Genomic DNA, 13374 nt, shown 5'->3' with positions numbered 1-13374 from the left:
TCCCTTTTTACTTGTCTCATTGAATACTTACTATCCGTGAAGGGCCGCATCAGTGGGCGCGGCCCGGATAATCTTACCCGATAATGGCGTTCAGCGTCGCGCTGGGGCGCATAACTGCAGCTGCCTTCGTCGGATCTGCGTGATAGTATCCACCCAGATCGGCAGGCGCGCCTTGCGCCGCAGCCAGTTCCGACAGGATTTGCTCTTCCTTGTCGGCCAACTCTTTGGCAACCTGGGCAAAATCGGCGGCCAGATCGGCGTCATCGGATTGCGCAGCCAGCGCCTCGGCCCAATATCGTGCAAACCAGTAGTGGCTGTCGCGGTTGTCAGGCTGGCCAACCTTGCGGCTTGGCGATTTGTTGTTGTCCAGAATGCCTTGCGTGGCCGCTTCGGCCGCTGAACCCAGAACCCCGGCCTTAGCATTGCCTTTGCTGTCGGCCAGGAAGTTCAGCGATTCACCCAGCGCACAGAACTCACCCATCGAGTCCCAACGCAGGTGGTTCTCTTCCACCAACTGCTGCACGTGTTTGGGCGCCGAGCCACCCGCGCCGGTTTCAAACAGACCGCCGCCATTCATCAGCTTGACGATCGACAGCATCTTGGCCGAGGTGCCCAGTTCCAGGATCGGAAACAGGTCGGTCAGGTAATCGCGCAGCACGTTGCCAGTGATCGCGATGCTGTCCTTGCCTGCTGTAATGGTCTGCAGCGACTGACGGGTAGCCTCACGCGGGGCCATGATCAGGAACTTGTCCGCAACGCCAGCCGCCTCAAGCGCCGGTTTGACGTATTTGATCAGCTCTGCGTCATGGGCGCGGTTTGCGTCCAACCAGAAGATCGCCTCGGAACCGGTCAGGCGCTGACGATCCTTCGCCAGCTCAATCCAGTTCTCGATCGGAGCCTTTTTGACGGTGCAGGAGCGCCATATATCGCCCTTTTCGACCTCATGCGAATGCAGCGTCTCACCATTGGCCAGTACGATACGGATCGTGCCATCGGCGGGTGCTTGGAAGGTAGTCGGGTGCGAGCCGTATTCTTCCGCCTTCTGCGCCATCAAGCCAACATTGGCCACGGCACCGGCAGTTGCCGGGTTCAGCGCGCCGTTGGCTTTGAAGAAGTTGATGGCCTCATCATAGACGGGCGCATAGCAGCGGTCGGGTATCACACAATTGGTATCACCCTTCGCACCGGTCTCGTCCCAACCCTTGCCGCCTGCACGGATCACGGCGGGCATCGACGCGTCGATAATCACGTCCGACGGGACGTGCAAGTTGGTGATGCCCTTGTCGCTATCGACCATGTACATCGACGGACGGTCCGTCTTGATCGCGTCGATCGCGGCCATGATGTCGGCGTTGCCCTTCACGCGATCCAGAAGATCACCCAGACCAGAGTTCGGGTTCACGCCCAAAGCGTCCAGTTCCGCGCCGAACTTCTCGAACACCGGTGCCAGCCATGCCGTGACCGCATAGCCGAAGATGATCGGGTCCGAGACCTTCATCATCGTCGCCTTCATGTGCAGCGAGAACATGGTGCCATCTTTTTTAGTGTCCTCGATGGCGTCCGCCAGGAACGAAGACAGCGCCTTGACCGACATGAAGGTCGCGTCGGCAACAGTGCCTTCGGCCAGAGGCCAGGCATCTTTCAGAACGATCACGCTGCCGTCCTTGCCAACAAATTCGATCTTGGCATCACCCGCCTGAGCAGCCGTGATAGTTGCCGAATTCTCATTCGCATAGAAATCGTTGCCAGACATGGAAGACACTTTGGTTTTGCTGTCCGACACCCACTCACCCATCGAATGCGGGTTCTTCTGAGCGTAGTTCTTGACCGCACGGGCCGCGCGACGATCCGAGTTGCCCTCACGCAGTACCGGGTTAACAGCCGAACCTTTGATGGCATCATAACGTGCGCGGATCGCCTTTTCCTCATCGGTCGAAGGCTCTTCGGGATAGTTCGGAATATTGTAGCCCTGCGATTGCAGCTCTTCGATGGCTGCAACCAGCTGCGGGACCGACGCCGAAATATTCGGCAGCTTGATCACATTGGCATCCGGCGTCTTCACCAGCTCACCCAGTGCGGCCAGATCGTCTGTGATGCGCTGATCTTCGGTCAGGTTCTCGGGGAAGGTTGCCAGAATGCGGCCCGCCAGCGAAATATCCTTGGTGCCGACACTCACGCCAGCGGCCGAAGCGAACTTGCGAATGATGGGCAGGAACGATGCGCTCGCCAGCTCCGGCGCTTCGTCTACAATGGTATACAATATATCGAAGTTCGATTTTTCTGCCATATTCCCTTACCTTTTTTAAGCCTTTCAGGGGCGTGCGATCCAAGAGTTGATGCCACATCAACGTGGCGCGGCAGGGGCACGATCAGGATGCTGCCCCTTGGTTACTCTGATTTGACAGGGCCTCCCATAAAACAGGATGGCCCCGGGATCAATCACCGGAACGCGCGCAAATTGACACGGGGTTGGGTGAACCAGATGAAACGGCGCAGAAAAAGGGTCGGCCTTGCTGCCTCAGACGCCCCAGGTGTCGCTCAGACGATAGCCGCCCGGCCAAGGGTCATCGGGATCCAGCATGTGTTGGTGAATGCCGGTAATCCAGCCCTGGCCGCTGATCTCCGGGACAATAGCCGCGCGATCGCCCAGCCGTGTTGCCTCGACGATTCGACCGGTAAAACGCGAACCGATGATGGAAATGGCTTCGAACGTTTGGCCGACCTGCATCTGTCCTTTGGCGGCCATCAACGCCATGCGTGCCGAGACCGCCGTGCCGGTAGGTGAGCGATCGACTTTACCCGGTTGAATGGCCACGGCGGACTTGCCGCGCACCCCTTCGGGAGCTTCCTCCAAAGGACCGCAGAGGGCACAGAAGGAGATGTGATCCCAATCCGGGTTTTCGGGATGGGAAAAACCAATCTGTTCATTCGCCGCATTTGTGATTGCAACACCCATACGCGCGATATCACGCGCCTCGTCTTCGGTGATCTCAAAGCCCAGAGCGGCGGCATCGACGACGACGAAACTGTCGCCTCCAAAGGCCGTATCGACCTGCAACGTTCCCACGCCCGGAACTTCGAGTGGAACGCCAAGCTTGTCGGCAAAGCTGGGCAGGTTCTGCACAAAGATACGTCTGGCCTTGCCGCCCTCGCACTCGGCCCGGACACGGACCAGGCCGCCGGGCGCTTCCAGTGTCAGATGGGTTTCGGGCTCCTGCATCGGGACGATGCCGCCATCCAGCAACACGGTCGATACGCAGATCGAATTCGATCCGGACATCGGCGGCGTATCTTCAGGTTCCATGATGATAAAACCCGCATCAGCGTCAGGATGTTTGGGCGGCACCAGCAGGTTTACATGGCGAAATACTCCGCCCCGCGGTTCGTTCAGGACAAAACTTCGTAAGGTCTGATCTTTTGCGATGAACGAACGCTGGTCCCACAGCGTTTCACCCGGGGGCGGCGCGACACCGCCAACGATCACATCCCCGACCTCGCCTCCGGCATGGGCTGAAATCACATGAATTGTCTTCACGCTGCGCATGAGGGCTCCTTAAAACCGGGTGGCAGAAAAAGGATCAGGGGAAATCTCAGGAGTATCATCGACAAGCAGGTCGGCGACCATTTCAGCGGTCCCTGCTGACTGTGTCAAACCCAGATGACCATGGCCAAACGCATAAATCACATTGCGGGAACGGCGTGCAGGGCCGATCACCGGAATACTGTCGGGCAGCGACGGGCGGAATCCCATCCATTGCGTACCACCTTCGGTCCTGAGCCCCGGCAGGAACTGCGTCGCCTTTTGCAAAAGGGTTTCCGCCCTCCGGTAATTCGGTGGCAGTTTCAGCCCACCAAGCTCGACAGCCCCCCCGATGCGCACGCCGCCGTTGATGCGACTGGCCACGAATCCGTGGCGGGAAAAGGTCAGATGCATCCGCAGATCGAAGGCGCCCTCGGGCAGGGTCGTGTTATAGCCGCGCTCGGTCTCCAGAGGAATGTGATCGCCCAGAGTGCGCGCCAGTTCATGCGACCACGCACCGGAAGCGACGACAACCTTGTCGGCCTCAACTGTTCCACCGGCATGGCTCAGTTGCACCGATGTGTCCCAGGGAGTAACGGCGCGAATTTCAATTTGCTCGATCCGGCCGCCGCGATGCAGAAACGCTTGCGCCAGATGGCCTACCCAAGTTTTTGGATCGACCGTGTTCATCCAACCCGGTGTGAAACCGGCATGAGTAAAGCGGGGGCTGAGACCAGGCTGCAACTCGGCAATGGCTTCACGGTTTTCCAGCAGTTCAAACGCGATCCCGTGACAGCGGCGTGTTTCCCATCCAGGCAGGCTGGCACGAAACTCTGCCTCGCCTTCGTAAAGCTGCATCTGACCATCCCACTGAATCAGCGCCTCGCCATCGACGTCCGAAATCAGACGCTCCAGCGCAGCGCCCGACAGGCGCATGAGGCCCGCCTGTGCGGCCAGAAGCTCGTGATACCGGCGCGGACGGCTGGCCTGCCAGAACCGCATCATCCAGGGCGTGATCTTCAGGGCATATGCAGGGGGAATTGACAAAGGCCCCAGCGGATCCAGCAACCATTTAGGTGCCTTGCGCATGATGCCCGGCGTCGCCAGCGGCTCGACCTCGGTCAGGGCAAACGCTCCGGCATTGCCGGCAGAAGCCTGCGCCGCGACGCCTTCGCGGTCCAGCACGCGGACATTATGACCCCGACGCTGCAGCTCAAGCGCAGTTGTTATGCCGATGACACCGGCACCGATTATCACCACGTCCGAATGCGTCACGTCGCAATCCCATCTTTGAACGGATCATTTTCGGCAAAGATCAGCTTCGCCTCGGCCATGACATGGGCCTGCCCGGTAATCGAGGGAATGACACCTCCATTCGGGCCCGGCTGATAAGACAGGCGATAGGTGCTTCCGATCACAGATTCCTGCACGATCTCCTCGCCCGGGGCCAGTTTTCCATCCGCCGCCAAACAGGCCAGCCGTGCCGAACTACCGGTGCCGCAGGGCGAGCGGTCGTAATTGTCATCCGGACACAGAACAAAGTTGCGGCTATGAACGCCATCCGTCGAAGACGTTCCCTGAAAGATCACATGATCAACGGGTTCACCTTGTTCGCCGCCAATACCCTGCGCGATCGAGGCTTCGCGGATGGCCACGGCCATATTCGTCAGCTTTGCGATATTCCCGACACAAACCGGAATTGGGCTGGGATCGACAATAAAGAACCAGTTGCCACCATAAGCCAGATCGCCCGTCACTGGCCCGTACTCTGGCACGTCCATGGTGGCTGAGCGCTGTACCCGGCGGCTTTCGATGTTTGTGACGGTCACCGTGTTTGCGTCATGCAATTCGACCGTCACCACCCCCGCAGGAGTTTCGATGCGATGGGTGCCCTGCCCGATCCGACCCAAGTGGGCCAATGTCACGGTCAGACCAATGGTGCCATGACCACACATGCCAAGCACTGCGTCAACGTCAAAATAGATCACGCCGGTCACACAAGTCGGATCAACCGGTTCGACCAGCAATGCGCCAACCATGGCCGGTTGCCCGCGCGGCTCGAGCATGATGGAGCGGTAAAACTCCTCATGCTCGGTTGCCAGTCGCCGGGCTCGTTCCGCAATGGAGCCATTGCCCAGATCAGGTGCGCCATCCAGGATCACCCGCGTGGGCTCGCCCCCGGTATGGCTGTCGATCACATGCATTCAGCGATCACCCCGCCCTGCGCTGACCAGTCGGCGAACCAGTTTTTGAACAGTTCATACTGCTGTTCACAATAGTTGCGCTGTGCATCATTCAACTCATCGCTTTCGTTAAAGTGCAGGCGGTATTCCGGTTCACCGTTCAGCACTAACAGATGCTTGTAATAGAGCACCAGATCGGGGCCTTCGTCAAAGCTGGAAAGAACATGGAACGCCTCGGTCAATTCCTGAGCGCACAAACGGGCCTCGGCGCTTCCGGTGGCGGCTTTTTGCGACAACGCCGCCAGCAACAGCGCCTCGCGCGGCAGCGCATTGCCGATTCCGGTGATCGAACCGGTCGCGCCGCAGTTTACAAAGCCATGAAAGACTTCGGTATCGACGCCTACCATCAGGGTCACGTTGTCATCCTGACTGGTGATGTTCTCTGCTGCGTAGCGCAGATCATCCTTGCCACCGAATTCCTTGAACCCGATCAGATTGGAGTGTTCGGCCCGCAGCGCAAAGAACAACTCGGCGCGGGTGGCGAATCCGTAATAGGGGCTGTTGTAGATCACGGCAGGAATGTCGGGCGCCGCAGTCAGAATATCCCTAAAATGGTTCTTCTGCGCCGCCGGCGAACTGCCACGTGACAGAACGCGCGGGATCACCATCAGGCCGGCGGCGCCCACTTTTTGCGCGTGGGCGGCATGGGCCACGGCGGATTTTGTGTTAATGGCCCCGGTGCCCACGACAACCGGAAGTCCGGCGGCTACCAGACGCTCGACCCCCTCCATCCGCTGTTCGTCGGTCAGCAGGGGCCAATCCCCCATCGAACCGCAATAGACAACCGCCGACATCCCTGCATCGATCATCTCCTGACCCTTGCGGACCAGTGCGTCATAATCCGGTTTGCGGTCCGGTGTGCAGGGCGTCATGAGGGCGGGCATGGTGCCGGTGAAGACATTTTTTGGCATGGGGCAAATCCTTTGGAAGCAGCGTTTCGTACGGCAGGAGGAAATCAGGTCAGAGCCGTTTCGAATCGGAATAACGGATATTGGATACAAAATCCATAAAAATTCTGCGCCAAAGCAAAACGCGCCGAACCGGTGGCTCGACGCGCTGTTTGATCAGGGTTTGGGTGTCAGATTCAGCGCAGGCGCTGCCCGGTTTCGGGGTCGAACAGTAATGCGCGGTCAGGTCGGACCGAAATGCCAATTCGCTCGCCCTGCGTGCTGCGTTGATCGTCGCGTTCTTCGACAATCAACCGGTCGCCATTCGGCGTTACCAGGTAAGAATACGACACCCCGCCAAGCGCTTCGGTCAGGTCAACGGTGCAGGTCTCGCTGCCGCGGTCAATCTGGATATGCTCTGGCCGAATGCCCAGCGTGACCTTGTTGGCCCCCGAAGGCACGGACGCCGTAACCGGAATCGACTGATTGAGTGCAGGATGACTGACCTGACCATCAACAACATCGCATTCTAGAAAATTCATCGCGGGCGAGCCAATGAAACCGGCCACAAACCGATTGTCCGGATCACGGTACAAATCCATCGGAGCGCCGACCTGCTCGATCCGCCCGTCCCGCAGCACGACGATCTTGTCGGCCATGGTCATCGCTTCGACCTGATCGTGCGTGACATAAATCATCGTGGCGCCGATTTCGTTGTGCAGTCGCGCAATCTCAACCCGCATCTCGACCCGCAACTCGGCATCGAGGTTCGAAAGCGGCTCATCAAACAGGAACACTTCGGGCCCGCGAACAATGGCGCGCCCGATGGCCACCCTTTGCCGCTGGCCACCCGACAAAGCCTTCGGCTTGCGTTTCAGGTACTGGTCCAGCTTCAGAATTTCCGATGCCTCGTGCACCTTCCTGTCGATTTCGGTTTTCGAGACGCCATTCATGCGCAAACCGAAGCCCATGTTTTCCGCCACCGACATGTGCGGGTAGAGAGCATAGGTCTGAAACACCATTGCCACGCCACGTTTGGCCGGGTCCATATGGGTTACATCCCGCGAACCGATGTTGATTTGCCCTTCGGTCGTTTCCTCAAGCCCGGCGATCATGCGAAGAAGGGTGGACTTGCCGCAACCTGACGGACCCACAAATACGCAGAATTCACCATCTTCGATCTCAAGTTCTATGCCGTGAATGACCTGTGTCTGGCCGTACCGCTTGATCGCGCCGTTTAGTGTAACTCCGGTCATGTCGCATGCATCCTGTCTTTGCGGGTGGTCCTACGGGATTCTGGGAATTGCCATGCCTGAGCTTCGGCACCGATCTGATCGGCCACATGGCGGACACGGGGAATCCAGGCTTCGAGCTGGGTGAAATCCATCCGTTCCGTGAAGCCGGTTACGGAAATTGCGCCCAACATGCGCCCGCCCGAAGTCAGGATCGGGCATGCGATGCAGATGATGCCGGGCTCGTGCTCTTCATCGTCGATCGCATATCCGCGCTGCCGGATCAGTTCCAGATCCGCGCGCAGCGCCTGTTCCGAGGTCAGTGTCTTGTCGGTAAACCGGTGATAGCTTTGTTGCGACACCGCCTTGGTCAACGCCTCGTCATCCAGATGCGCCAACATCGCCTTGCCGACGCCTGTGCAGTATGCGGGGCCGACTTTGCCAGCTTGCGAGAACATTTCGACCGGCTGCGCTGCGTTACGTTTGTCGACATACAAAACCTGACTGGAATCAAGCTGTGCAAGGTGAACTGTTTCCCCTGTTTCCTGACTTAGCGCGTCGAGAAACGGGCGGGCAATCGGGGCCAGTGAGCTTTGGGTCCAGGCATCATGCGCCAACCGCACCAACCTCAGGCCAGGTGCATAGGTCTGACGGTCGGGATCGTAGGACAACATCCTTTGGTGGGTCAGCGATTGCAGAAACCGGTACAACGTCGCCTTGGGGAAACTGCTGTTGTCCAGCAGCTCCGCGAAACGGACCGGGCGTCCGAATGCAGCCACCTGATCCAGCACATCGCATGCTTTCCCAATTGTTCCTTCACCTGCCACGGGCGCTTTTCTCCTCCGTTTGCCCACGGCCGACAGCACGTGGGTCTTGACAAGACTAACCGAGTCGATGTGTAGTTTTCAATATATAAAACTAAGTTTCACTATGTGGAACCTAAATGTGGAAGCTAAGGGAGGAAACCATGCATTCCATCTACAAGCGCACAACGGCCGCGCTGGCCATGAGCGTTGCACTTGCCGTTCCGGCCTATGCCGAACTCACTGGTGAGCTGCGGATTTTCCTGGACACATCCAACCCGGCGCCGCGCGCGACGATGGAAGCGATGATCGGCCGCTTCGCTGAAAAGCACCCGGGGCTGGAAATCGAAACCACAGTGATCGACCGCGAGGCGTATAAGACGCAAATCCGCAACTTCCTGACCGCCGACACGCCGGACGTTGCCACGTGGTATGCCGCCAACCGCATGAAGCCTTACGTCGAAGCAGGCCTGTTCGAGGATGTTTCGGACCTATGGGCCGAGCCTGAGATTGCTGGAAACCTCGCCTCGACCAAGGGCGCGATGACCATCGATGACAAGCAATGGGGTGTACCCTACACCTACTACCAGTGGGGAGTTTATTACCGCAAAGACATCTTTGATGAGTTGGGCCTTAGCGAACCCACCACCTGGGAAGAGGAACTGGCCAACTGCCAGAAAATCGTCGACTCAGGCCGCGCCTGCTATACCATCGGCACCAAATTCCTGTGGACTGCAGGCGGCTGGTTCGACTACCTGAATATGCGCACCAACGGCTTCGACTTCCACAACCAGCTTGCCAATGGCGAAATCAGCTGGGAAGACGACCGGGTCAAACAAACCTTCGCCAACTGGAAACAGTTGATCGACATGGGCGCGTTCATCGACAATCATCAGACCTATAGCTGGCAAGAGGCTCTTCCCTTCATGGTAAACGGCGAAGCGGCTGCATATCTGATGGGGAATTTCGCTGTCGCGCCGCTAAGGGATGGCGGCCTGACCGACGATCAGCTGGACTTCTACCAGTTCGTGTCCATCAACCCTGATGTCGAAATGGCTGAAGATGCCCCGACAGATACATTCCACATTCCTGCGAATGCATCGAACAAGGAAGCAGCGCGTGAGTTCCTGCGCTTTGTGGTCTCTGCGGAAGAGCAGACCGAAATCAACAATGGCTCGAACCTTGGGCAATTGCCGGTAAACGCACAATCCTCGGTGGATGATGACAAGTTCCTCCAGCAGGGCTTCCAGATGTTGTCGTCGAACAGCCCGGGCGGGGTGGCGCAATTCTGGGACAGGGATGCACCGGCGGAAATGGCAAAAGTGTCTATGGAAGGCTTCCAGGAATTCATGGTCAAACCGGACAATCTGGACCGTATCCTGGCCAAGCTGGAACGCGCACGTGAGCGCATTTACGAAAACTAATCCGGTCGGGCCGGGCACACGCCCGGCCTGCACCTGAACCTGTGCAAGGCGGGTGCCAACCTGCCTTGCTCCTTCCACCTAAACCATGAGTATCCGCATGTCTGCCGTCGACGTCCCCGAACAGGAAAGCTGGTTTCACAGAAATCAGCAGCGCATCGCGCCCTGGCTGTTTCTGGCCCCCGGCCTGCTGTTCTTTATGGTCTATGTGATCATTCCGGTGTTTCAGTCCTTTAATCTGTCGCTTTATGAATGGGACGGTCTTGGTGCGGCTGAATATGTCGGGTTCCGCAACTACGAGGATTTGTACTGGGAATGGGTTGACCGGGATGCATTTTACATCTCTCTCAAAAACAACCTGATCTGGCTGATCCTGTATCTGGCTGCGATTCCCGCCGGCTTGTTCATTGCGCTGTTCCTGAACCAGACGGTCCGGGGCATTCGCCTCTACAAGTCGCTTTTCTTCTTCCCGTTTGTCATCTCTCAGGTCGTTGTGGGCCTCGTCTTTACATGGTTCTACGATCCGACTTTCGGACTTCTCAACGAGTTCCTGGGGTTTTTCGGCGCCGGACCCCTGAATGTCCTGGGAGACGAACGTTTTGTCACCTATGGCATCATCTTGGCGGGCCTCTGGCCTCAAACCGCGTATTGCATGATCTTGTATCTCACCGGTTTGAATGCCGTGGACCCCGAACAGATCGAAGCCGGGCGTCTTGATGGGGCCAAAGGCATGCGGATGCTCTGGCACATCATCCTGCCGCAACTGCGGCCCGCTACTTTCATCGCCTTCGTTGTCACAATTATCGGTGCTCTGCGCAGCTTTGACCTGATCTCAATCATGACGCAGGGCGGCCCCTTCGGTTCCTCCCGTGTCTTGGCTTACTACATGTTCGAGGTCGCCCTGTCCGAATACGGCTTCCGCATGGGGTACGGCGCGGCCATCGCGGTCATCCTGTTCCTGATCATGCTGTGCTTCATCGCTTATTTCCTCTGGTCAATGTACCGCGAAGAGAAGGGGCACTGAGATGTTTCCCAAACCCATCGAAAAACAACCCCGCTCGGCGCAGATTACCTATCAGGCCATGCTGCCCCTGGCGCTGCTTCTGTGGCTGGGGCCTTTGCTGGCCGTCGCGCTGTTCTCCGTCAAACCGGCAGCGGATTTCACCAACGCAAACTACTGGGGCATGCCCTCCAGCTTTGAAGGCGCGTTCAACTACGGTCAGGTATTCTTCAACTCGGACATGCCGCGCTATCTGCTGAACTCGTTCATGATCACCATCCCAACGGTTATCGGAGCGGTCGCGCTCAGCTGCATGACGGGGTTTGCGCTGGGGATCTACAAATTCAAGTCAAACATCTGGATCTTCTTCATGTTCGTGGCTGGCAACTTCGTGCCGTTCCAGATCCTGATGGTTCCCGTGCGCGACCTGACGCTGCAACTGGGTCTCTACAACACCAAAACCGGGCTTGTGCTGTTCCACATCGCCTTCCAGACCGGGTTCTGCACACTCTTCATGCGCAACTTCATCCGCGCCCTGCCCTTTGAACTGATCGAGGCCGCCCGTGTCGAAGGTATCAGCGAATGGCGCATCTTCTGGTACGTCGTCCTACCGCTGATGAAACCCGCTATCGCTGCCCTCAGCGTCCTTATCTTCACGTTCATCTGGAACGACTATTTCTGGGCCGTGGTCCTGACCCAAGGCGCAGAAAGCCAGCCCGTGACAGCCGGTATCACAAGTTTCAACGCTCAGTTCCGGGCCGCCTACCAGTTGATGAGCGCAGGCTCGATCGTCGCCGCTTTGCCGCCTGTGGCCATGTTCTTCCTCATGCAGAAACACTTCATCGCGGGTCTGACCCTCGGAGCTGTCAAATGACCAAAATTACCTTTATCGGCGCGGGTTCCACGATCTTCATGCAAAACATCCTGGGTGACGCGCTGCTGACCCCCGCGCTTTCCGACAGTCATTTTGCACTGATGGATATAAACCCGGTGCGCCTGGCGGAAAGCGAGGCCGTGGCAAGGGCGATGATCCGTTCGGTTGGAACCGGCGCGACCGTTTCCACCCACACCGACCGCCGGTCGGCCCTGGATGGGGCGGATTTCGTAATTACCGCGTTCCAGGTCGGGGGATATCAGCCCTGCACTGTCACCGATTTCGAGATTCCCAAGCAATACGGCTTACGTCAGACCATCGCCGACACGTTGGGGGTTGGCGGCATCATGCGCGGGCTACGGACCGTTCCGGTTCTCTGGGACGTGGCGCAGGACATGATGCAGCTTTGTCCCGACGCGACGCTGCTGCAATACGTCAACCCGATGGCGATCAATACATGGGCCCTGGCGGAAAGATTCCCGACGCTGAAACACGTGGGCCTCTGCCATTCGGTCCAGAACACGGTCGAGGAACTGGCCCACGATCTGGACTTGCCCAAAAGCGATATCCGCTACCGGGTGGCCGGCGTCAATCACGTCGCCTTCTTCCTGCGGCTCGAGTACGAGGGGCGCGATCTCTACCCAGCCCTGCGGCAAGGCTACGCCACCGGGAAGCTTCCCAAAGCCCCTCTTTTGATGCCGCGTTGCCCCAACAAGGTACGCTACGAGGTGATGGACCATTTGGGCTATTTCTGCACGGAAAGCTCCGAGCATCTGGCCGAATACGTTCCGTGGTTCATCAAGGACGGGCGCGACGATCTGATCGAGCAGTTCTCGATTCCGCTGGACGAATACCCGACCCGGTGCGAGGAACAGATCGCCGATTGGCAGCAGAAGGCAAAAACTCTGACTGATGGGGGCAACATAGACGTGATCCGCAGTCACGAATTCGCCGCCGACCTCATGAACGCCATCATCACAGACGAACCTTATACGGCCTACGGCAACCTGCCAAACACCGGCCAGATTCCGCAACTTCCATTGGGCGCGGCGGTGGAAACGCCATGTCTGGTGGACAGCAACGGTGTTCAGCCTTCGATTGTGGCTGATATTCCGCCACAACTGATCGCCCTGATGCGCACTCAGATCAACGTGCAGGAATTGACCGTCCGCGCCCTGACCGAGCAGAACCCGGAGCTTATCTATCACGCGGCCATGATGGACCCACACACCGCAGCGGAACTGGACCTGCGGCAGATCCGAGGCCTGGTTACCGATCTGCTGACTGCCCATTCCGACTGGCTTCCCGATTGGTGCCGCCCGGCCCGCGCGGCCTGACCTTCATCTTTTCACAAATACTCAAACCCAACCCGAACCACGAAAAGCAAAACAAGA

At 58.2% G+C, this 13374-nt stretch carries 11 protein-coding genes; 4 read left to right on the top strand and 7 right to left on the bottom strand.

Features of this window, described 5'->3' with window-relative positions; all coding sequences use genetic code 11:
- Positions 1–73: 73 nt before the first annotated feature.
- The 7 genes from ACR0CG_RS06345 to ACR0CG_RS06315 form a co-directional block, all read right to left on the bottom strand.
- Entirely contained in the window at positions 74–2287 is a 2214-nt protein-coding gene (locus tag ACR0CG_RS06345) for an NADP-dependent isocitrate dehydrogenase (RefSeq protein WP_480523462.1), read from the bottom strand.
- Positions 2288–2518: 231 nt separating this feature from the next.
- Positions 2519–3544, bottom strand: coding sequence for a trans-3-hydroxy-L-proline dehydratase (locus ACR0CG_RS06340; protein WP_480523461.1), 1026 nt, complete (start codon positions 3542–3544; stop codon positions 2519–2521).
- Between the two features lie 9 nt (positions 3545–3553).
- A complete protein-coding gene (locus ACR0CG_RS06335) occupies positions 3554–4795 on the bottom strand; it encodes an NAD(P)/FAD-dependent oxidoreductase (RefSeq protein ID WP_480523460.1) in 1242 nt (413 codons plus the stop codon).
- Entirely contained in the window at positions 4792–5724 is a 933-nt protein-coding gene (locus ACR0CG_RS06330) for a 4-hydroxyproline epimerase (protein WP_480523458.1), read from the bottom strand. The genes ACR0CG_RS06335 and ACR0CG_RS06330 overlap by 4 nt, the downstream gene beginning before the upstream one ends.
- Positions 5715–6674, bottom strand: a complete 960-nt coding sequence (locus ACR0CG_RS06325; protein ID WP_480523456.1) for a dihydrodipicolinate synthase family protein — start codon at positions 6672–6674, stop codon at positions 5715–5717. The genes ACR0CG_RS06330 and ACR0CG_RS06325 overlap by 10 nt, the downstream gene beginning before the upstream one ends.
- 173 nt (positions 6675–6847) lie before the next feature.
- On the bottom strand, positions 6848–7906 hold the full coding sequence (locus ACR0CG_RS06320) for an ABC transporter ATP-binding protein (protein ID WP_480523454.1): 1059 nt from the start codon (positions 7904–7906) through the stop codon (positions 6848–6850).
- Positions 7903–8709, bottom strand: a complete 807-nt coding sequence (locus ACR0CG_RS06315) for an IclR family transcriptional regulator (RefSeq protein ID WP_170611200.1) — start codon at positions 8707–8709, stop codon at positions 7903–7905. Before ACR0CG_RS06315 ends, ACR0CG_RS06320 begins: the two co-directional genes overlap by 4 nt.
- Before the next feature lie 140 nt (positions 8710–8849).
- On the opposite strand from ACR0CG_RS06315, the gene ACR0CG_RS06310 reads away from it, so the two are divergent.
- The 4 genes from ACR0CG_RS06310 to melA all read left to right on the top strand — a co-directional run bounded on the left by ACR0CG_RS06310 (position 8850) and on the right by melA (position 13317).
- Entirely contained in the window at positions 8850–10109 is a 1260-nt protein-coding gene (locus ACR0CG_RS06310) for an ABC transporter substrate-binding protein (RefSeq protein WP_480523452.1), read from the top strand.
- Positions 10110–10206: 97 nt separating this feature from the next.
- Positions 10207–11130 carry a carbohydrate ABC transporter permease gene (locus ACR0CG_RS06305; protein WP_480523450.1) on the top strand — a complete coding sequence of 308 codons (924 nt, stop codon included), beginning with the start codon at positions 10207–10209 and terminating at the stop codon, positions 11128–11130.
- A 1-nt stretch (position 11131) separates the two neighbouring features.
- Entirely contained in the window at positions 11132–11980 is an 849-nt protein-coding gene (locus ACR0CG_RS06300; RefSeq protein ID WP_170619379.1) for a carbohydrate ABC transporter permease, read from the top strand.
- Positions 11977–13317 carry an alpha-galactosidase gene (melA, locus tag ACR0CG_RS06295; RefSeq protein WP_480523447.1) on the top strand — a complete coding sequence of 447 codons (1341 nt, stop codon included), beginning with the start codon at positions 11977–11979 and terminating at the stop codon, positions 13315–13317. The genes ACR0CG_RS06300 and melA overlap by 4 nt, the downstream gene beginning before the upstream one ends.
- Positions 13318–13374: the final 57 nt, after the last annotated feature.

The sequence above is a fragment of the Ruegeria sp. AB8 genome (assembly GCF_056542605.1).
This window is presented reverse-complemented; position numbering and strand designations above follow the sequence as displayed.

Bases quoted from the DNA above. Each gene is read 5' to 3' on its own strand.
- ACR0CG_RS06300 (WP_170619379.1), top strand. From the start codon at position 11,132: ATGTTTCCCAAACCCATCGAAAAACAACCCCGCTCGGCGCAGATTACC.
- ACR0CG_RS06305 (WP_480523450.1), top strand. From the start codon at position 10,207: ATGTCTGCCGTCGACGTCCCCGAACAGGAAAGCTGGTTTCACAGAAAT.
- ACR0CG_RS06345 (WP_480523462.1), bottom strand. From the start codon at position 2,287: ATGGCAGAAAAATCGAACTTCGATATATTGTATACCATTGTAGACGAA.
- ACR0CG_RS06310 (WP_480523452.1), top strand. From the start codon at position 8,850: ATGCATTCCATCTACAAGCGCACAACGGCCGCGCTGGCCATGAGCGTT.
- ACR0CG_RS06340 (WP_480523461.1), bottom strand. From the start codon at position 3,544: ATGCGCAGCGTGAAGACAATTCATGTGATTTCAGCCCATGCCGGAGGC.
- ACR0CG_RS06330 (WP_480523458.1), bottom strand. From the start codon at position 5,724: ATGCATGTGATCGACAGCCATACCGGGGGCGAGCCCACGCGGGTGATC.
- ACR0CG_RS06325 (WP_480523456.1), bottom strand. From the start codon at position 6,674: ATGCCAAAAAATGTCTTCACCGGCACCATGCCCGCCCTCATGACGCCC.
- melA (WP_480523447.1), top strand. From the start codon at position 11,977: ATGACCAAAATTACCTTTATCGGCGCGGGTTCCACGATCTTCATGCAA.
- ACR0CG_RS06320 (WP_480523454.1), bottom strand. From the start codon at position 7,906: ATGACCGGAGTTACACTAAACGGCGCGATCAAGCGGTACGGCCAGACA.